This window comes from Paenibacillus sp. FSL L8-0435, from assembly GCF_037965655.1.
Classification (GTDB): Bacteria; Bacillota; Bacilli; order Paenibacillales; family Paenibacillaceae; genus Paenibacillus.
The window spans coordinates 5622275-5642236 of the sequence record NZ_CP150185.1; the positions used below are offsets into that span (position 1 = coordinate 5622275).

Sequence of the window (19962 nt, forward strand, 5' to 3'; positions counted from 1 at the left end):
GCACATGTTTAAGAGCTAAGATTAAGTAAAGAAGTTTCTTATTTTTAGACTTCCATAAGAAAATAACTCTTGGCTTGGTTCATTTGGTCAACTGTTATTTTTATTTATTATTTTTATGCACAGTAAAAAGCTTGATCATTGCTAATGAAATAGAAACTAATTGGCATCTGTGCATTAAAGCGATAAACCAAACTTTCTGTATCGTACTATAAGTTATTCATCATGCTCTTTGCTTGTTGTTTCCAACTCCTGCAACGACAACCCAAATGTAACGGTATTCTCTGCCTTCACGGTCTGTCTTCTTACTTTTCAATAACTCCAGATTGTAGTGCTTGACTTTACGTTTAATTTCTCTTGAGCCTTCAGTTTGAACTTGTAAGTATTCCTTACAAGTTGATTCAGATGCTAGCTCACTTTCCTGATAAATGTTTCTGATATGAAGAGTGATATTCTGAGGGGTTGTCTGGAACAACTCAGCAATAGCTTTCTGACTCATCCATACCGTTCCATTCTCCAGCTTAACGTCAATTTTGGTATTCCCATCCTGAGTTTGATACATTAAGATATCTGTAAGATTATCCATTTTATCATATCTCGATCCTTCTCCTTAGTCTTTCCAGGCTTATCAAATGCCATATAAACCACAGCAAAAAAGCCTTGCCCCATTCTTTATCACAAAGAATAGAGAAAGGCTTTCATGCTGCTACTTAATCCTAACTGTAATTCGCAACTAAATCTTCAGTTCTCCAAGCTTAATCAGCTCGACAACTGCCTGCGAACGACCCTTAACATTGAGTTTCTGCATCACATTCGAAATATGGTTACGCACCGTTTTCTCGCTGATGAATAACTGCCCTGCGATGTCACGCGTTGTTTTGTCTTGAACCAGTAATTCGAATACTTCGCGTTCACGGTGGGTCAACAAAAATTTGCTTTTATGATCGATACCCTTCAATGTTCACCCCTCCTTGCTCGGGTTGTGTTGGTGTAACAAGGTTAAGGGGATACAGTCAACTCATCTTATGTCAGGTCAAGGGCGTTGGTTCAGTTTTATAAGAAAAATGGGCAGGATATTATGTGATTCATTGTCCAAATAGAACTTGTGCAGTTGTATATGTAATAGATCATGTAAAACAAACACGCCTTTGCAGCTGGTGTTGCCACCCGCGCAAAGGCACATTGGTTCATTTGTTGATTCTAAACTACCGATTCATTCGGTTCATCATGCCATCGTTATTATTACGGTTCATCAGGCCATCGTCAAGGATTCCATCACGGTGATTCGTATCTGTTCCGTTCGTTGGGAAAATGCGCTCCACCATCGATTGGAACGTGTCGATCATGCCACTAACCGGCTTACCGTTACGAATATCTGTGGCATAGTTCTCGACATGCTCCACAAACTCCGGATTGGCTGATACATATACATTCTCGATGTTTGGTGCAAACTGCTTGATTTTGGCTGAAATCTTACCCTTTATCTCAGCTGATGTGTTATCGTCCGTGCTATCTACACGTTGTCCTTCACTTTTCATACCATAATGCCCATCGTCCGTCCCACGTGCTTTGCCGCTATTTGTCAGACCACGCATCATGCCAATCGTGCCTGTGCCCATGGTTCCATAAATGCTACGGTCATTCCCCATATGGCTGCGATCCGTTGCTGAATTTGTGTTCAATCCTGGAGCAATTCCGCTAGTGCTGTACGGAGACATTGTGCCCGTACCGCCATTCACACGCATACCACCCATATCGTGATTCATGTTGCCCCCACGCATGGTATCACTGGCATGATTACGCATCGTTCCATTCAGCATGCTCGTACGACCATTGGACTTGCTTTCCAACTTACCTGCATGACCATCTGCCAAACGAACCGCCACATAAGCATTACGATCCGTTAACATGACACGGGCGGATTTAACTTCCTTCATCTCCGTGATGCGTTTTGCCAGTTCTTCACTGGATTTCAGGTCAGTGACATTATGCATGCGATAACTTTTCGCACGGATGCCATCCATGCCATTTGTTTCCACACCATAACGGTTAATCCCGTTGGCTTGCTGACGAACACTTTGCGTATGCATATTGTTGGTATCCCGATTCGTGCCACAACCTGTCAAACCGGCCATTACAAAGATTGCAGTAGATAATGATAACGTAATAGCTGTTGCCTTTTTGACTGCTGGCATGTACTCATCCTCCAATGTTTGTTGGTTTTGGTCACAAAGATAGGATGCGCTTCTATACGTACCGATATGCTGAAAGGATATGGTACCTTACCCTGTAAATTTGGGTTTTCTTGTTTTGTTCTTGGGCTTGCTTATTGATCTTTGGTTTTGATCAGTGGACCGAGTTTCTTCGCTATTTAAAATAAAAAAAAACAGTGCTGCTTGTTCACAGCACTGCCTCGAAATAATATTTGCATCTCAACACAATAATATCACTTATCTTGCGCCCCGCTCATTTCCCGTCTGTTGATGAGGTTGTCGTTGCGTCATTTGCAGAACTCGATGACTCTTCCGAAGAAGTTGTGGATGCTTTAATTGTATCCGGCAATTTCTCTGTTTCCGTTAAACTGGTTGCATCCATGCTATATGCCCATTGACCATCCGGGGTAATGACCCAGATCTGATCCGGTTCGGATGGCACCGTAATTCCTCGATACACATCTCGAACTTGTTGCCCATTGACCGTCTGTTCAACAGACAGGGTGAATCGGGGAACGGAATTCTTCAGCTCGGACGCTTTACGAACATCATCTGCTGTCGACAGGTTTTTGATTTTGCCGATAAGAGATATGGCATCTGTGGCTTCAATCGTTTTTCCATTCAATGTCCAAGTCTGCTCTGCCGCATCGTTCTTCGATGTCGATGTTAACATCCAGGTAGCTGCTTCACCTTCCCACTCCAGAGACCCAACATTTGTCTCATCCATGTTAAAAGGTGTAGTGTCCAACAAATCACGACGAGACAAAGCTATGCTGGTAATCGCCTCTGTTTGCACAGCAACCACAGGACCCGAATCCACACGCACATAACGTGCATCATCTGCTGGAAGCTGGCCGCCAATAGCCAGTTTGATCTCCCGATTATCTTTGAGTTTGATATCCATACGTGTAGCATCTGTTCCCAATCCGTACTTATCCAGATCCGTCGGCGCTTCTTCCACTACCAGTTCCTGATTCGCACCACTCAGAGCATCCAGCCAACTGCTAACACTGTAACCGTTCAGGGGATAGGCTTTTGGCTCAACCATCTGCCATACACCATTTTCAAGCGTCAGGGTTGAAGATGCTGCTGTACCGGATGTCTCCTCCGTTGTGTCATGAATTGTAATAGATTGGATATCCCCGGATTGAATACCGAGCAATTTGGCTTGTACCGCTTCTTCTTCTCGAAAATAATTTTGACTGGCCGCGTACACCCAGCCCACAATCAGTACGATGACCACCAGAATTGTTGGGACCCATTTTCTCATACTCGTCTGCGCCTCCACCATAAGAGTACACCAATGATAACAAAGAGAAGTGGGAATGCTACAATAGCCATGAAGAAAATCGTTCTGGCCTGTTCACCATTCAGGTATGCCATCTCATACCCGGCTTGTACCCTTGGGCGAATCGTCAATCCATTTTCTTTCTCACTCAGATAGTTTACCGTATTCAAAATAAAGTCCCGATTTCCACCATTTGCAATTTCCGAATCCTGCATGAAAATGGACGAGCCCAGAATAACCGCCTTCGGTTTACCATCCGTCGTATCGGCTGCATACCCTAATTCAACGGGTCCCTGAATGTCCTCTTCGGCATCATTGGTTGTTTCATTCTGCAATAAGCCGCCGATATTCGTCTCCCCATAACTGTCATTCGAAGAATGAATTAACGGTGAAAGGGTATATTTATCCTGTTCTTTGCTGGTCAACGCAATCGATAACGACAACATCGGATACAATTGGCTCGCAGCGAGTTTGTCCGTAATTGCATGTGTACCATACTCCGGCACCACCCAGAGTGGCCCCATCGTACTGGCTTGCTGATTATCCACCATGACCGCATGCTCATCAACGACGCCATAATCAGCCATGAGGGCATCGATGTTTTTCCAACTGGATTTCATATCTTCTACAAATCCGAGGGATAATAAAAGCTTGCCTCCATTACTAAGATATGTGCGAATGGCTTTCATTTCCGTATCACTGAGGTCGCGTTGTGGGCCAATAATGGCGAGCACATCTGCATCTTCCGGAACCTTCCCTGCTTGATTCAGCTGCAACTCTTCTGTCTGCACATTATTTTGTTCCAAGGAGGATTGCAGCGTAGTCATCTGATCGAGACTCAGCTCTTCATGTCCAGTCAAAAACACCATTTTGTGCATCTCCGTGGATGACATATTCATGAGCGCCTGCGTAAGCTTTTCCTCACCTGTGAACTGGTATGATCCGTCACTGCCGTCACCTGTCGCGGTGAACAAACTGGCGATATCAATCACTTTGTGTTGATCTCCCTGCTCCAGCACAATGGAGCTGCCTGTTATGCCGTATTTGGATGCAAGCGCAGGTTCCTGCGTCAGATTATACTGTTTTATTTTCAACTTGCTATTGCGTTTCGTATATTCCTCGACCATATCCGTGACCTCACGGTTCAGGACGGTGTTGTTAGCATTTTCGACGGTTAACACCAGAATGTTGACGTCATCCTTCACATTTTTGATCGCAGTAAGGGACTGGTCAGATAACGTGTATTGTTTGTTCGAGGTCAGATCCAGCTGGAAGCCGCCAAGTGAATTCAGGAACAGTGTTAGCAAAATAAAGATGCCAATCACCGCTACGGACAGCACGGTACTGTTGGTATGACTTAACCATTTTTTCATCTTCTCACCTCCACCGCTTCCGTTCCACAATTTGAATGCTTAACAGCAGAAACACACCCGAAAGGGTGACATAATACAAGATATCCGGCCCACTAAGCACACCTTTCATGAAGCTGTCGAACCGGTTGGTCAGAGCAAACGGATCCAACCACTGTTGCAAAGCAGATCCTGTATTGCCTGCGAATGAATCAAGCATCCACAAAACGAGCAAAATAATAAAGCCCGCCACCGCAGACACCATCTGATGCTGGGATAATGTAGAAGCGAACAGTCCAATCGCCATCATGCTTCCGCCCAGGAAAAATAACCCCAGCGCAGACATCCATACCGTCGTCATATCCAGTGTCCCATAGAACGACATGATGAATGGATACACCAGACTACACAGGATGAGCACGACCAGAATGGCCAGAGAAGCAAGATATTTGCCAAAAATAATTTCTGTTACTCGTGCCGGAGAAGTCAGCAACAATTCATCCGTTCCTTGTCTGAATTCCTCTGCAACCAGTCGCATCGTTAACAATGGCACAACAAATAGCAGCATGGACAACGTATCGCCCAACACGAGACGATAATCGACAATACTCGGCTGGTAATACACAAAGCTTGAATAGAACAGCAAACTGGTCATCAGTACATATACGGCAAAAGCAAAATAGGACGTTGGTGACAGAAAATAAGCTTGCAGCTCTTTATTGCATACCGCCATCATTCGTCTCATTTGGACTCCTCCCCTTTGCGAGCTTGGGGCAAAGCATCGGCTGCTGTATTAACTGATGTTCCCGATATACTCGACGAGTCGATGTCCGAAGTTACGTCGTGATCCATCTCTGCCCCAGCAACCTTATCCACATCTTCGGAATTTGCGTCTGTGTCTGTTGCCTCGGTTGTGGTCAGCTTCAGGAAGATTTGCTCCAGACTCAGGTTCTCCTTCTTCATCTCCAGTATCGGTAATCCTGCACCTGACAAAAGGTAGAACAGCTCCTCCCGGAAATCTTCCGAGTTTTCTCCAGTGAGCAACATTTTAACCGTATCCGCTGAATCTGACGGAAGTGAATTGTCTTTGGCGGTAGTGGCATCCGAAGCATGAATGACTTCACTCCGTACCTTCTCCCATGGTGTCAGCACATTATGTAATTGCTCCGCAGTGGCCTTCACTTCAATCGACACCTTGAACTGATCCCCCATTGCTGATCCGAAATGCTGAGGTGAACCATCCAGCACGAGCTGTCCCTGATTGATGATCAACATTCGATTACAGAGCGTGCTCACTTCAGGCAAAATATGCGTACTGAGCAGCACCGTATGATTCTCCCCGAGTTCCCGAATCAGATCCCTAATCTCGATAATCTGATTTGGATCAAGGCCCGATGTTGGCTCATCCAGGACCAGCAGATCCGGCTTGTGAATAATGGCTCCTGCCAGCCCAAGGCGTTGCTTGTATCCTTTGGATAACCCACGTACCATTTGCCTTTCCCGACTCTGAAGTCCCAGTCTGCTAACCATCTCACTGACCCGCAGTTTAACCTCACGTGCCGGCACATCTCGCAAATTGGCCACGAATTTAAGATAAGACTGCACCGTCATATCCGGATAGAGCGGCGGCGTTTCAGGCAGATACCCAATCTTGGAACGAACACGCTGACCCTGCTCATGCACCGATACCCCATCCACCATAATGGAACCTGCGGTTGGATGCACATAACCCGTAATCATACGCATCGTTGTTGTTTTCCCGGCACCATTGGGTCCGAGAAAGCCAACAATCTCACCACGTTCCATGGTGAAATCCAGTTGATGTACGCCGCGTTGCCCTTCGTAAACTTTGCTGACCTGTTTCACTTCGAGCACATCATTCATCCTTTCCCGTTAAAATACCCGTGCACCATCGTTCGTTATATAAATCCAACTGAAAATATTACACTTACACTCCGATGACAGAATAACCTTCCGATCACTGTTATCCCCAGATTTTTTTGATTCCTTCTCAGAAGGAAAAATCCGGGGATAAAGGCGAACGCTTCGCTTCTTCAAGTTATTTCTGCCCTCTGCGTTATCGTGTAAATGTTATGTTGAACTTATGTAATAGATGATAGACACGGGAAGTTCCTTGTATCTTACGTGAGCTATCCTAGCCTCAGCTTAATGACACTTAAAAGGCAGCTTAAAAATATTTGTCTAAAATGTGAACATTCTGACCAACACCCACACCCTGCGCTTAAAGCCAACGTAACATAGAGTACAGGAGAATGTGCTCCTGACCAAAAGTCAGAGGGTGAATCGTGTGAAAGTATTATTCACGTTTTATGTTCCGAGCGGTGGCGTGGATACGTTAAATCGACTGCGCACCGCTGTTCTGAAACGCCATGGCATTGAAGCGCACCTATTGTATCTCAACACAGGCTCGGGATTGCAGAACAACAGTGATACGCCCATTTTCACCGCGTCCAGTGACGAGGATATCCATCATATCATCCATACTCATCATTATGATGCCATCATTGCCACTTCAGACATCGCTATGCCCGGCCGCTTGAGAGGACTTGGGTATACAGGTCGAATCATTTTTGAAGCGCAGGGACTCGGAACACGCGATCAGGCTCTGGAAACGATACAGATGGGTGTCCCTTACCTTCAAGCTCATTGTGATGCTGCCGTTATACCTCCCACAGACCACCTGCTGGATATGTTCATTCATATCTGTCCCTGGCTTCATCGGTTTGTTATTCCCAATATGCTGGATACCGACACCTTCGCACCAATCTTGGTGGATACCCCACCCTATCCGGTGCTGGCTTGGGTAGGACGACTTGAACACAACAAAAACTGGCGTGAATATCTAATCATATCAAGTGAAATCGTCAAAAAAAATCCAAAAGCCAGACTATGGTTGTTCCACGATCCAACTTTGGCTAATCCAGAAGATGAAGTCATGTTCCGGCACACGCTGGCAGAATACGGGCTTCAAGATAAGATTGGCATCTTTATCAATGTTCCCCATTCTCAGATGCCTACCTACTATTCCATGATCGCGGCTTCAGGAGGTATCATGTTGTCCACTTCCCTGCTTGAAGGATTCGGTTATGCCGTCGCTGAAGCCATCTCTTGTGGCTGCCCGGTGCTCAGCACGGATTCGGATGGTGTGCGTTCATTTATCACACATAATAAGACTGGTAAGTTTTATCCAATTGGAAATGTAGAGGCCGCTGTAGCCGAAGCAAGGGACCTTATGAAAAACAAGAAACTGCGTGAGTATATTCGCATTCAGGGCAGACAGCATATGAGCTTGTCTTTTTCACCAGATCGATATGCCATTTCTTTTCGTGAAATGATGACAGCACTGCGAATTTTCCATTGATCATAGCAAAAAAGGCAGTTCAGCAAAATTTCTCTGAACTGCCCTATTATGGTTTTTATAGAATGTTAGTGTCCCATCATCATCGCAGGATCAGGCTTGTCGCCATTCTGAAGTTCTTCTTCCTGCATCGGCTTAGGTTTGCGCAGAATCAGACTGAGCAAACATCCGAACAATGCAATACAAGCGGCCAGGAAGAACGTATCATTAAAACCAGCCACCAAACCATGAACGATAGCGGTCGGCTCTGTACTCGTTGTATTGTCTGCGATTCTTGATGTAAGGAAGCCTGTAAGCCCTGCAACTGCAAAGGACACGACCACTTGCTGTGCAGCGGCCGTGAGCGGTGTAACCCGTCCGACCAACTTACGCGGAGCAGCATTCAATACATGCGTATTGAGTGGCATCATGGACAAGCCCATACCCAGACCCATCATGACCAGAGCCGTTATAATCAGGCCAAGACCTGTCTCTGCCGTGATAGAGGACAGAATAAACAATGCTCCCGAGATAATACCCAGACCCACGAAGGCCAGAGGTCTAGCACCGATTTTATCAAACAACCGACCACCAAGCGGCATACCCACTCCGGAAGCCAACGCCTGTGGCAGCAGAATCAATCCAGTTTCCAGTGCAGTGTATCCTTTGATCTGCTGCAAATAAAGCGGGATCAGGATCATCGCACCGAACAGCGCCACTTGAGACACCCATGCGAGAATAATTCCCCGTGAGAAATCAGATGATTTGAATACCCGGAGTTCGAGCAATGGATTTTGATGACGAAGCTCTACAATAATGAACAGAATGAGCGCTACACCACCCACAATGACACCCGTCAAGGTTGTTGCAGATGTCCAGCTCGTTCCACCCTCACTCACACCGTAAGCCAGCATCGAGAACGCAATTGGCGCCAGAATCATGCCGAGCAGATCCAGTGCAGGTGTGCGTCCACGATCTGTATCAGGCAAAAACTTGATACATAGAATGAAAGCTGCAATACCAATGGGCAAGTTAATCAGGAAGATCCAGTGCCAGCTCAGTGATTCAATAAACCACCCGGACAACACCGGACCCAATGCAGGGGCAAGCAGCATCGGAATTCCCAGCATCCCCATGATGGAACCTCTTCGCTCAGGCGGAGCCAGACGAAAGACCATTGCCATACCAATAGGAGCAACCATGCCTCCACCAAGGCCTTGAATGATACGGTAAATGATTAATTGCTCAGGTGATTGAGCGATCGAGCATAACACAGAACCCAAGGTAAACATGGCAATCGTGAACAGGAACACTCTTTTGGCACCAAAACGGTCCGTTAACCAGCCTGCCAGTGGAATAACCGCAGACAAAGCCAGAGTGTAACCCGTAACCGTCCATTGAATGGTCTTCAGGTCGGTCTCGAAATATTGAACGAGATTCGGAATGGCCACGTTCACCACCGTGCTGTCCAGTATAACCATGATCATACCGACGATAATAGCCAGGAGTGGCAGTATAATCGTTTTGATTGAAAACTCTGCGGGCTCCTGAAGTCCTGCTGTTTGTTCTTTCACGTTCTCCACACTCTTTTCCGGCAGGAGATCGCAGGCGTATTCATGCGTCTCACTCAGCCTATATTGACGACTAAATTCAAACTATCGTTTTAAATCTTCGTTTTAAACTTTCGTTTAATACTGATCTAATTCTAATGAAAATACCTTTGCTGTCAAGCTATTTTTTAAGCATTTCTACTATGGATGCTCACAAAAAAATGGAACAGGCACCTTCCCTGCTCCACACGTTGGTTAATCATGACTATGCAATGATGTCCATATCAATCTGCAAGCTTCATCATCTGATATTCTGACAGTATGCCCAATGTCTGACCGTGAATACTTCTGCAATATATTCGAATAACCAGATGATTCGGTGAAGAACTGTTGCTGATAACCCTCAGTTCATAAGGCTCGGATGTGACATCCAGATTATGAATGACCTGATTACCGCCCGCCCCCCCTGAATTTGACGTTAGGTGAAAAAGGTGCCGGTACAGTTCTCCGTGAATACTGGCTCCACCAACATATACATCCGTCCCTTCCTCGCCGCCCACATAGGCCAACTCCACATCCATGTACTTGACGGGAACAAATGTCTGTAACAGATTCTCATGAATCTCAAGTAAATATACCGCCACTGTAGATCCCTCCTTCGGAGCACATGAACCTTCCTGTACATAGGATATGCTTCCTCTCGTCCATTGCCATTTGCATTCACCCATTTTCGACCAATTACACGGAAATGCCCGACCTTCCGGTCCTCTTTTTTCATAGAATAAAAGGATCGAAGCTCGGCCGGTGCAGGCCGTGACAAGGAGGTAGCTATGAAAGTTCTGCTCGTTACGTATTGGGAGCTTACACATATGGGAGGCATATGGACATATGTTAAACAACTGGCCGACAGGTTAATCGCACTTGGTGTAGAGGTTGATATCATGGGCACAAATGGTGCCAATAACGAAGTATATATTCGTAATCTGAACCGCGCTTTCTCCAAGGATAAGGTGTGGCCCATGCTGCAAGCCAAACTCAATCCGACTGATCTGCCACAATTCACTGCCGATCCTCTTCTCGCTTATTATGAACTGAATAGATATGCCTTCGAGATGGCAGCCGCTTATCTGGGGGTGGACCACTATGATGTTATTCATGCGCAAGATCCGGTAGCTGCGGTAGCCATAAAACGCATCTTGAACCGCAATATCCCACTGGTTACAAGCTATCATGGCGCTCTTGCACGCGAAGCCTTTTACGATGCTCAAAATTCCAACCCACAGCTTACTCTCCCTTCATATTTGCAATCCAAGCGTGGACGTTATTTCCTCTCATTGGAAGAGCGAAGTGCAGCACAGTCCGAGCTCATTCTCGTGTCAAGCCACTGGATCAAGAGTACGCTTACAGAACTTGCCGTTCCTGAATCAAAGTTCAGACAAATTCCCTATGCTGTAGATCTCCCAGCCTACCGTGCCTCAGCAGCTGTGAAGTTCCGCCAGCGACCACCTGCAGGCAAGAAAGTCATTGCCTTTACCGGACGACTTGAATACATCAAGGGCGTTCATGTGTTAATCAAGGCCTTAGCCAGTCTGAAAAACAAACGTTCCGATTGGGTCTGCTGGATCGCAGGAGAAGGCAATCTAACCGATGAATTGCGGTCACAAGCCGCGTCAACGGGTATTGGAGCCGATGTTGTGTTCTGGGGCAAGTTGGACAATATTCCTTCCTTCCTGCGCCATGCAGATATCTATGTCCAGCCCAGCCTGCAGGACACCCAGCCGTTCTCCGTTACCGAAGCGCAACTTGCGGGTGTACCTGTTATCGTCAGTGGCACAGCCGGCATGCCCGAGATGGTTGAACCTGGACGTACGGGATGGGTTGTTCCTCCGCAGGATGTCGACTCGCTCCGTGAACTGTTGGATGCACTACTTGAGGATCATGTTACCCGGAGAACAGTGGGTGCGGCGGCGAAAGCCTGGACTGAACAATACCGTTCACTGGAAGTGATGGGGTTTCGCACATTTCAAGTCTACCAAGAAGCCATTTATAGAGGAGGACATACAATATGACGTTACTTGTACCGAGTGATCTATACAATCGCTGGTTTTCGACTCCAGTTTCCACACCTCACATCGACGTGGATTACACTGTAATGAATGAATTGATGAAAAAGCTGCCTAAAGGATATGTATTTCCCGATCCTGCATCGATGGCGATCATGAATTCAAAAGATTGAGTTGTCCAATGATATGCCGTCTTCATATAACATGCCGAAATATCAAACAAGGGGTGTCCCATCTGTCATATGAATGACTGAGGACACCCCTTGCTCGCTTCATATGTGTTCTAACGGACCGAGAACACGCTATTACAGATCGTTTTAATCTGTCAACAACTTGGAATACATATTCAGATCACTGAACGTTTCGCCTACCGTCTCGTATGCTCTGAGAGTGCCTTCATATGTGAAATTGAGCTTTTGTAATAGCCTGATAGAATTCACATTACCGGGATCAACCTTTGCTTCCATTCGATTCAGCTTCATAGTCGAGAATGCATGAGCTAACAAAGAAGAGATCGCTTCCGTAGCATATCCTTTCCCCCAGTGTGATCTGGCAATGTCATACCCAATTTCTGCTTTAAGATTGTCAAAATCCAGTGAATTATAACCACAGGAACCTATGATTTCGTTGGACTCTTGCGCAAAGATAGAGAACCGAATGGCCTTGTTTTCCTGAGAAAGATCATTCAGAAGATTAATCATGGCTATAGCTTGATTTTCATCCGTAAAATGAGTGATATTCATAAATCTAGTTACATCCGGATCAGACCAAATTTTAAACAAGCTGGCCGCATCCGATACGTTCATTTTTCGCAAATATAACCGTTCTGTGTATAACTCTGTAATCAATACTCTTACCTCCATTAGTTTATTAATAGTTGGGTTTAAGATATTGATATCTGCGCATAGTCCAGTCCCTTCCGTGTATGAATCATTTCATTATACAGAGACTTCAGCAATCGTTCACCCTTTCTGTCCACGAATCTGTCCATAGAGCAAAAAAAGAGCTTACCACTTATAACACTTCAAAAGTGCTTCATAAGGGTGCTCTCCTGTCCATTTAACATCTATTCCATTCAACCATCATTCCAAATCCATCTACTTCCAGTACCCGCCAACCTGAAGCAAGTTGAACAGAATCGGCCGATGCTTCGCCTGAACCCGTTCCATCTCGGCAACGAGTGCCTTGAAGTGACGTTTGGTTCCCATTGACTCATGCAATCGGTAACACATCAGAGGTTCATTGTAGTAGAACAGCTCATACATTGGAAACAGCCTCATCCACATCTCATAGTCATGGGTGTAGCGAAAATCAGTGTCGAACAGTCCAAACCGCTCAAATGCTTCCATCTCTAACATGACAGTACAGCCGTTGATCGGACAACCTTCCAGCAGTACCTGCAACATCTCCAGACGACTTCCCACTTCCGGATGCACCGTATCCAACCATTCACTCTTCTCATTCACATAATGGTAGGCACCATGGCAGAATGAAGCCTTGACCTCTCGCATAAACTTTAGTTGTTTCTCCACCCGATCCAGCAGCATCACATCATCCGAGCTGAGCCAGACAAAGTAATCCCCTGTTGCATGTTTGATGCCCTCATTTAATGCTGTCGCGGTTCCACCGTTTTCTTTGTGAATATAGCGGATGGAATCCATGAATGGTTGTAGCTTCTCCACGTGCTCGGTTGACCCATCATCCACCACGATGACTTCGATATGCGGATACGTCTGGTGAATGGCACTGTGAACAGCCTGCTCGATATAAGCACAATTGTAAAAAGGAATGACGATCGATACTTTTGGCTCCATTCGGGCCTTCCCCTCCTCTTACTGTCTTAGATAAAATGCTGCGCAAAGAGGGCGTTAATCAGCCATCTTTTGGCTTTCTTAACTGCCCTCCCTACGCTACCCGCCAAGCGTCGCTATTCGATGCAACAGCGGTTCGCGATATCTGGACCATACCATGGATGCCTCTCTACCGATGACATCCGCATGACGTACCGATCCCATTCCCCCATGCCACCGATAGGCAGTAAGTGGTTCATTCAGGTATGGGAACCGATGACCGTTTAGCAAAATCCGCATCCAGAGATCCAGATCATGGGTGTAGGGCAGAAGCTCATCAAACAATCCCACTCCGCTGAACAGATCCTTGCGGATCATGACAGTACAACCGTTGACCGGATTGCTGTTAACGAACACTCTCAGCCAATCCAGATCGGCCATTGGTTCAGGCCCACCATGCATTCTGGTAACTGCCGAATGCTCGTTGATATAATGAAAGTTCGTATGGGAGACGAGCACATTCTCGCGTTGCATAAACTCCAGCTGATAACGAATTTTATCCGGGTACAGATAATCATCCGAACTGAGCCAGGCCACATAATCACCAGAAGCATGGCGGATGCCATGATTAAGTGCCGAAGCCGTCCCGCCATTGCTTTTGCCAAGCACATTAATATAAGGAAGATAGGGTTGAAGCAACTCTGCATGTCGGGTTGAACCGTCATTCACAACAACGATCTCCACATGGGGATACGTCTGGTTCAGTGCACTATGAATTGCCTGAGGCACATAAGGGCAGTTGTAGAATGGAATGACAATGGATACTCTTGGATTCAACTTGTCGTCCTCCCTTGCTGGACACGAACATCACTCAGGATATCCTGAAGTGATGTGGCAAATGGAATCATCGGCTGCCAGCCAAGCTTGCGCAGCAGTGATAATTCCTCCTGTTTCCCCGAACCATCCGGACCAGAAGATGCCCCATCCCAGCGAACAGGGACTTCCGCTTCTGTCATGGACAACAGCAGATCTGCAATTTCACCAAGACTGCGCTCGACTCCAGACACCACCGGGTATACTGTACCGCTGGACCCGTGTACCAGGAGGGTCGCATACGCTCTGACCACATCCCGCACATCCAGAAAGTCACGCGTATTGTCCCGTCCGGACAGACGGAATGCCTCGGTTTTGCCCGCCTGCTCACAGGCAACAACATGGCGTGCAAGCAGTGAACATATGCCTGTGGAAGGACCCGCACCAATCAGATTGCCTGGCTCCGCCAGCATGATCTGTTGTCCGAAGAGCGACATCCACGACAAGGACACCATCTCTTCCAGCGCTTTACTGAGGCTGTATGGATGCGGAGGCTGGGGAATACGGCCAGGTTCCGGCGTATATTTTAACCGCGATCCTACAATAACGGTTCGTGCTGTCGGACAACTGCGAAGCGCATCCAGCAGATACAGCACGGCCATCACATTGGTCTCCAGGACCAGTAGCGGATCAGACCACGAATCAGGCACTGAATTTTTGCCAGCGAGATGCAGCACATAGTCGGGCTGCACCTCGCCGATCAGATGACGCACTTGCTGTTTATCATTCAGATCACAGACATGGACCTGAGTACCTTTACCAAATGAAAACACATTCGGCCTCCGGACTACCGCCGCAACCACTGCACCAACTTCCCGAAAATAAGATACGGCATGTCGCCCGGTAAAACCGGATGCGCCTGTAATCAGCACTTTCTTACCTCTCAGCTCTGCTCCATCCATAATGCCAACTCCTTCAGCATTGTAGAATAATCCGGCAGGTCTGTTTTCACATCCTCGCGAGTGGACACCAGCGTACGGTCCTGCACGACACTGTCATCACGAACAATCGTCACATCCTGCTTATCCCAGGTCTGCTTGAACAATACAAGCAGGTCATGCTTGCTGACAGGTGCCGGATGAGCTAAGTGAATCAGGCCACTAACCGATGAGGCCAGGTAATGGTCTACCCATTTGGCCAGCTCAAGTGTGGTCACACCGTTCCAGAATACGCGGGTATACCCTCCGACTTCACCTGTGCTGGACGTAAACCATTGCATCAGACCAATGCCGCCCTGGCGAATCTCGGGTCCAATGATGGACGTACGGATCGTCAGATGACCTTCATCCTGAACTTCGCCAAGTGCTTTGGTGATGGCGTAAGCTGAAGTCCCATCCGTAACATCATCTTCCCGATATGCTCCCCTTTCTCCGCTGAACACACAGTCTGTGCTGATATGAATCAGGCGTGCACCAATCGTATCTGCAACCCGACGCAGACGATGTGGCAGGAAACCGTTAATATGATATGCAGTAATTTTGTCCTCATCTGCGAAGTTGTTCAACACACCTACAGCATTAATAATCACATCCGGGTGCACAGCTTCTACCAATCGATCAACCATGAAGCTGTCGTTCACATCCAGGAGCAGACCATTGGGGTCCGTTACATCCCGAGATGTGTAGAAGACGCTGTGTACACCTTGACGGCGGAAATAGTCGACCAAAATATGGCCGGCCATTCCGTTTCCACCAAGTATCAGCAGTTTCATGACAGGAATCCTCCGCGTTTCAGAATTTCACGAATCTCCTCTTTGCTCATGAGTTGGTGTTCAGAACTGAAACTGTTAAAGGAGACCGGGGGACAATTGGTATAATGTTCACGCAGACCCGGTATACCCAGGGTAGGAAGAATAACCAGGTACTGCTCATCGTAGACAACGGTGGTCATGCTCTCGAATTCACTCATCAATATTTCATGAATTTTCTCCCCTGGACGAATGCCACGTTCCACAATGCTCACATTCTCCACACCGGAATCCTCAATCAGCACTTCCGCGAGATCAACAATTTTGCAGGTAGGCATCGTCATGACAAAGATCTCTCCACCGACACTTTCCACCGAAGCTTTGAACAGCAAGGTAATTGCATCTTTCAGCGTAAGAAAGAATCGAGTCATACTCATATCCGTGATGGAGACCTGCCCTTTCTGGCGGATCTGATTCTTGAACAGATGTACCACACTGCCGTTTGTTCCCAGTACATTCCCACCCCGTACCGTAACAAACTTGGTATCACTGTGTAACAAGTTTGCATATACAATTAATTTCTCGCCGATCGCTTTTGTCATGCCATAGAAGTTGGACGGATTGGCAGCCTTGTCAGTTGAGATATAGATTACTTTTTCCACCTTGTTCTCAATAGCGGCCTCGATCACGTTCTGTGTACCAATCACATTGGTTTTGAGTGCTTCGTACGGTTGGTCTTCACACACCGGAACATGCTTGAGCGCAGCCAGATGAAATACATAGTCCACATGCTGGCAAGCCGCCGTCAAGGCGTCCTTGTCACGAATATCTCCAATCCGGAAATGAAGACGTGGGTCTTCAAATTCACGACTCATAGCCACTTGGCTGGACTCGTTCCGGGAATATACAATAATTTCTTTGGGCTGCTGGGGCAGTAGTTGAGCCACAAGTTCATAACCCCATGATCCCGTACCGCCAGTCACGAGTATACGCTTATTTTCAAACATGCATTTTCCCTCCAAGCAGAAATTTAACCACTTTACTGGATACATCTGTGGCTTTGTAACCTTGCGGGCAATCCCAGTCGCTAGACATCTTTGTCATGACTTTCACGCAATCAGCGATGCGCGCGGCATCCAGACCGGAGACTACATTACTGCCACAATCGACCGTTTCCGGCCGCTCGGTAGTTCGACGCATCGTTACGGTCGGTACGCCCATAATGCAACACTCCTCCTGCACGGTACCGCTATCCGTAAGTGCACAGCGTGCATGACGTTCAAGCATTACAAAGTCGAAGAATCCAAACGGCTCGTGAAACTCCACCAGCGGGTTCATCTCCAGTTGCAGATGCTCCGCAATCCGGATCGCGGTACGCGGATGAATACTGCAGATCACACGCAACCCGTGTTCCTCTGCGACCTGGTTCAGTCCTTTCATAATCTCCAGCAAATGAGGGGCATGATCCACATTCTCGGCTCGATGGGCAGTAACCAGGAAGTATTGCCCAGACTTCAGCTTGAGCTTTTTCAGTATTTTGCTGGAACTTACTTGCGCGTCGTAGTGCTGCATTACTTCATAGATGGGATTGCCCGTGAGCACGATGCGCCTGCTTGGTACCCCTTCACTGACCAAATGTTTCTTGCTCTGTTCCGTGTAAGGCATATTAACGGTGGAGATGGCATCAATAACCTTACGATTTTTCTCTTCAGGCACATCCAGGTCGAAGCAACGATTGCCTGCTTCCATATGAATAACAGGAACACCCATGCGCTCAGCCAATATTGCACATAATGCGCTATTGGTATCGCCGAGCAGCAGCAATTTATCGGGCTTCTCCTGCAATATCAGATCTTCCATCTGCGTAAACATCGAGGATAGCTGTCGTCCCAGAGTGGCCGCTTCATCCTGAAGAACGTAATCCGGTGCGCGCAGGCCCATTTCCTTGAAAAAGAGACCGCTGAGACTTTCCGTGAAGTTCTGTCCCGTGTGCACCAGAATATGTTTGGACGCATACTGGTCCAGCTTGGAGATGATCAGGCTGAGCCGTATGATCTCAGGTCTCGTACCCAGCACCGTCATGATCTTCATCGTGATCCCTGCCTTCATCTTGTATTGGAACCCTTGCGCCCTGCTCGGCTACGTCCTGCCTTGGCAGATTTGCGTCTGCGACTAGCCGATTTCCCCATATGTGGACGCGGTCCCTTCGTTGTACGGAGTCTCCCCTTACGTTTGCCAGTTCCGGAAGTACGTTTCAGTCCCTCACGGTCTCGGCGAGAATGAGGTGCAAGTGGCTTGCGACGACGCTTCCGTGTTTTGCCCCTCCGTGGAATCAGCTTTGCAGCTGGGACAGTACCTGAGGCAACAGGAGCATCGTGACCCAATGCGATTGGAGGTAATGAAGAATGTGGCAACGCCTGGATGACGGTCAGCGGGAATAACAGTGCCCGAACCGTAGCCGGCTCCAGAACCAGTACAGTGCGTAGTCCGCCCTCTCCATGGGCATACACAGGTCCATTCGGAGGTTGGATATAAGCAAACCATCCGGGAAAACGCAATAACCACTGTGTCACCATCGTATGCAATTTTGTTCGGTAGGTTTCAACGCCGTAGAGCCTTTCCGCTTCTGTCCGATTGCGCCATCCTGTAGTGGAGGCCAGCTCTGCATCATTCAGCAAGGTTGTTGCCAAGGTGACAAGCGCTTCGGTATCGCCCGGCGGGGCCAGAAATGCATCACTGCCTACAGATTCCATTAATTCCTTCAGTCCACCCTGAGCAAAAGCGATGACCGGTTTGGCAAAATAGAGACCCTCCAGTGCGGTCATGCCAAATCCTTCTTTGACCATGCTTGGGATGACCAGGATATCCATCGCGGTATATGCCAGAGATACGTTCTCTTCAAACGTAGTGAAGGTAAACCGGCGTGAATACCCGGATTTTTTCACCCGTGATACACACTCGTCGTAATACTTTTTATCCGATGGTGCCCCGATGATCCAGAAGCGACAACGCGAATGCGTTTCACAGATCCTCAAGGCCATATCCACAAAAGGTTTCAACCCTTTGGCATCATATATAAATGAAGAAATATAACCGATACAGGTCTGTGATGATTTGAAACCGAGCTCCTTACGCTTGCGTTCGCGCAGATGAACCCAGCGGTCCGGGGCTGGTAGCGCGGGTTCCCAAGTTGGGGAGATAATGGTCACTTTGTCACCTATGCCGGCTTCTTGGAATGGAGCTACAGCTGTCTCGGATATACCGATAATCCAATCCGCGTAACGGCCAATCATCTGGATCGCCTCGGTTGTATGTTCATTCGTATGAATGATCTCGGTAATCTTCCAGATGACCGGAATCTGAAGGGACTTTGCCGCTACAGCCGGCAGCACATTAACGCAGGTGTTCGTTAACACCATATCGGGAGCAGTCTCCCGTATGAGGGAGACCGCTTCCTGATACGCTGGTGTATGACGAAGATGCTCCGCATCATCTGCAATGCCCAGATAAGGTGTGTACACACCGTGAAGCATCGGCAGAGTGCATATTTTGACCTGAATGCCGAATCTTCGCGCAAGCCCCGCAAGCTTCCCCTCCTGAGGAGCTACGAGCACACATTCAAAGATCGCACCGATCTCTCTCATAAAATGAAGCAGCAGCTTCTCGGCGCCTGTAATGCTGCGAGTATTACACACATGTGAAAATAACATCATCTTTGGTTTCGTTGCCATGGCCGCACGGACCCTGTACACGGGTATCCGATACAGGGTACTGTGCACACCTCCTCCCGGCCA

At 47.5% G+C, this 19962-nt stretch carries 20 protein-coding genes; 3 read left to right on the forward strand and 17 right to left on the reverse strand.

What is annotated here, in order from left to right:
• Positions 1–220: 220 nt before the first annotated feature.
• From NST33_RS25010 to NST33_RS25040, 7 genes are all read right to left on the reverse strand, one after another.
• On the reverse strand, positions 221–583 hold the full coding sequence (locus NST33_RS25010) for a hypothetical protein (RefSeq protein ID WP_221820916.1): 363 nt from the start codon (positions 581–583) through the stop codon (positions 221–223).
• A 147-nt stretch (positions 584–730) separates the two neighbouring features.
• A complete protein-coding gene (locus NST33_RS25015; RefSeq protein WP_017692532.1) occupies positions 731–955 on the reverse strand; it encodes a helix-turn-helix transcriptional regulator in 225 nt (74 codons plus the stop codon).
• A 247-nt stretch (positions 956–1202) separates the two neighbouring features.
• Complete coding sequence (locus NST33_RS25020) at positions 1203–2192, reverse strand: YhcN/YlaJ family sporulation lipoprotein (protein WP_221820917.1); 990 nt, start codon at positions 2190–2192, stop codon at positions 1203–1205.
• Positions 2193–2463: 271 nt separating this feature from the next.
• A complete protein-coding gene (locus tag NST33_RS25025) occupies positions 2464–3480 on the reverse strand; it encodes a DUF4340 domain-containing protein (protein WP_221820918.1) in 1017 nt (338 codons plus the stop codon).
• Positions 3477–4871 (reverse strand): GldG family protein, encoded by a 1395-nt coding sequence (locus NST33_RS25030; protein ID WP_221820920.1) that lies wholly within the window; start codon positions 4869–4871, stop codon positions 3477–3479. The genes NST33_RS25025 and NST33_RS25030 overlap by 4 nt, the downstream gene beginning before the upstream one ends.
• 4 nt (positions 4872–4875) lie before the next feature.
• Positions 4876–5592, reverse strand: a complete 717-nt coding sequence (locus NST33_RS25035; protein ID WP_017692528.1) for an ABC transporter permease subunit — start codon at positions 5590–5592, stop codon at positions 4876–4878.
• Positions 5589–6722, reverse strand: a complete 1134-nt coding sequence (locus NST33_RS25040) for an ATP-binding cassette domain-containing protein (protein ID WP_339305502.1) — start codon at positions 6720–6722, stop codon at positions 5589–5591. Before NST33_RS25040 ends, NST33_RS25035 begins: the two co-directional genes overlap by 4 nt.
• A gap of 433 nt (positions 6723–7155) precedes the next feature.
• Here NST33_RS25040 and NST33_RS25045 point away from each other — a divergent pair, with 433 nt between their 5' ends.
• Positions 7156–8229: a glycosyltransferase family 4 protein gene (locus NST33_RS25045; protein ID WP_237177817.1), complete on the forward strand. Its 1074-nt coding sequence runs from the start codon at positions 7156–7158 to the stop codon at positions 8227–8229.
• A gap of 65 nt (positions 8230–8294) precedes the next feature.
• Here NST33_RS25045 and NST33_RS25050 read toward each other — a convergent pair whose 3' ends face one another.
• Both NST33_RS25050 and NST33_RS25055 read right to left on the reverse strand, forming a co-directional pair.
• The gene (locus tag NST33_RS25050) at positions 8295–9779 is read right to left on the reverse strand and encodes a DHA2 family efflux MFS transporter permease subunit (RefSeq protein ID WP_339305504.1); all 1485 of its coding nucleotides are present in this window, start codon (positions 9777–9779) and stop codon (positions 8295–8297) included.
• A gap of 260 nt (positions 9780–10039) precedes the next feature.
• Positions 10040–10399: a hypothetical protein gene (locus tag NST33_RS25055; protein WP_339305506.1), complete on the reverse strand. Its 360-nt coding sequence runs from the start codon at positions 10397–10399 to the stop codon at positions 10040–10042.
• 186 nt (positions 10400–10585) lie between these two features.
• On the opposite strand from NST33_RS25055, the gene NST33_RS25060 reads away from it, so the two are divergent.
• Positions 10586–11824, forward strand: a complete 1239-nt coding sequence (locus NST33_RS25060) for a glycosyltransferase family 4 protein (protein WP_339305508.1) — start codon at positions 10586–10588, stop codon at positions 11822–11824.
• Positions 11821–11991 (forward strand): hypothetical protein, encoded by a 171-nt coding sequence (locus tag NST33_RS25065; protein WP_176873013.1) that lies wholly within the window; start codon positions 11821–11823, stop codon positions 11989–11991. The genes NST33_RS25060 and NST33_RS25065 overlap by 4 nt, the downstream gene beginning before the upstream one ends.
• Before the next feature lie 144 nt (positions 11992–12135).
• Here NST33_RS25065 and NST33_RS25070 read toward each other — a convergent pair whose 3' ends face one another.
• The 8 genes from NST33_RS25070 to NST33_RS25105 all read right to left on the reverse strand — a co-directional run bounded on the left by NST33_RS25070 (position 12136) and on the right by NST33_RS25105 (position 19899).
• Positions 12136–12666 (reverse strand): GNAT family protein, encoded by a 531-nt coding sequence (locus tag NST33_RS25070; protein ID WP_339305511.1) that lies wholly within the window; start codon positions 12664–12666, stop codon positions 12136–12138.
• 249 nt (positions 12667–12915) lie between these two features.
• Complete coding sequence (locus NST33_RS25075; protein ID WP_307542467.1) at positions 12916–13632, reverse strand: glycosyltransferase; 717 nt, start codon at positions 13630–13632, stop codon at positions 12916–12918.
• Positions 13633–13728: 96 nt separating this feature from the next.
• Entirely contained in the window at positions 13729–14445 is a 717-nt protein-coding gene (locus NST33_RS25080; protein ID WP_339305513.1) for a glycosyltransferase, read from the reverse strand.
• A complete protein-coding gene (locus tag NST33_RS25085) occupies positions 14442–15383 on the reverse strand; it encodes an NAD-dependent epimerase/dehydratase family protein (protein WP_339305515.1) in 942 nt (313 codons plus the stop codon). The genes NST33_RS25080 and NST33_RS25085 overlap by 4 nt, the downstream gene beginning before the upstream one ends.
• A complete protein-coding gene (locus NST33_RS25090; RefSeq protein ID WP_339305517.1) occupies positions 15365–16192 on the reverse strand; it encodes an SDR family oxidoreductase in 828 nt (275 codons plus the stop codon). Before NST33_RS25090 ends, NST33_RS25085 begins: the two co-directional genes overlap by 19 nt.
• The gene (locus tag NST33_RS25095) at positions 16189–17175 is read right to left on the reverse strand and encodes a polysaccharide biosynthesis protein (protein WP_221820943.1); all 987 of its coding nucleotides are present in this window, start codon (positions 17173–17175) and stop codon (positions 16189–16191) included. Before NST33_RS25095 ends, NST33_RS25090 begins: the two co-directional genes overlap by 4 nt.
• Positions 17168–18259, reverse strand: coding sequence for a UDP-N-acetylglucosamine 2-epimerase (non-hydrolyzing) (gene wecB, locus NST33_RS25100; protein WP_339185449.1), 1092 nt, complete (start codon positions 18257–18259; stop codon positions 17168–17170). The genes NST33_RS25095 and wecB overlap by 8 nt, the downstream gene beginning before the upstream one ends.
• Before the next feature lie 14 nt (positions 18260–18273).
• Positions 18274–19899 carry a glycosyltransferase family 4 protein gene (locus tag NST33_RS25105; RefSeq protein WP_339305519.1) on the reverse strand — a complete coding sequence of 542 codons (1626 nt, stop codon included), beginning with the start codon at positions 19897–19899 and terminating at the stop codon, positions 18274–18276.
• Between the last annotated feature and the right edge of the window lie 63 nt (positions 19900–19962).

Coding starts and splice junctions, on each gene's coding strand:
- NST33_RS25065 (WP_176873013.1), top strand. CDS start 11,821: ATGACGTTACTTGTACCGAGTGATCTATACAATCGCTGGTTTTCGACT.
- NST33_RS25025 (WP_221820918.1), bottom strand. CDS start 3,480: ATGAGAAAATGGGTCCCAACAATTCTGGTGGTCATCGTACTGATTGTG.
- NST33_RS25060 (WP_339305508.1), top strand. CDS start 10,586: ATGAAAGTTCTGCTCGTTACGTATTGGGAGCTTACACATATGGGAGGC.
- NST33_RS25085 (WP_339305515.1), bottom strand. CDS start 15,383: ATGGATGGAGCAGAGCTGAGAGGTAAGAAAGTGCTGATTACAGGCGCA.
- NST33_RS25090 (WP_339305517.1), bottom strand. CDS start 16,192: ATGAAACTGCTGATACTTGGTGGAAACGGAATGGCCGGCCATATTTTG.
- NST33_RS25105 (WP_339305519.1), bottom strand. CDS start 19,899: ATGGCAACGAAACCAAAGATGATGTTATTTTCACATGTGTGTAATACT.
- NST33_RS25030 (WP_221820920.1), bottom strand. CDS start 4,871: ATGAAAAAATGGTTAAGTCATACCAACAGTACCGTGCTGTCCGTAGCG.
- NST33_RS25075 (WP_307542467.1), bottom strand. CDS start 13,632: ATGGAGCCAAAAGTATCGATCGTCATTCCTTTTTACAATTGTGCTTAT.
- wecB (WP_339185449.1), bottom strand. CDS start 18,259: ATGAAGATCATGACGGTGCTGGGTACGAGACCTGAGATCATACGGCTC.
- NST33_RS25010 (WP_221820916.1), bottom strand. CDS start 583: ATGGATAATCTTACAGATATCTTAATGTATCAAACTCAGGATGGGAAT.
- NST33_RS25095 (WP_221820943.1), bottom strand. CDS start 17,175: ATGTTTGAAAATAAGCGTATACTCGTGACTGGCGGTACGGGATCATGG.
- NST33_RS25035 (WP_017692528.1), bottom strand. CDS start 5,592: ATGAGACGAATGATGGCGGTATGCAATAAAGAGCTGCAAGCTTATTTT.
- NST33_RS25020 (WP_221820917.1), bottom strand. CDS start 2,192: ATGCCAGCAGTCAAAAAGGCAACAGCTATTACGTTATCATTATCTACT.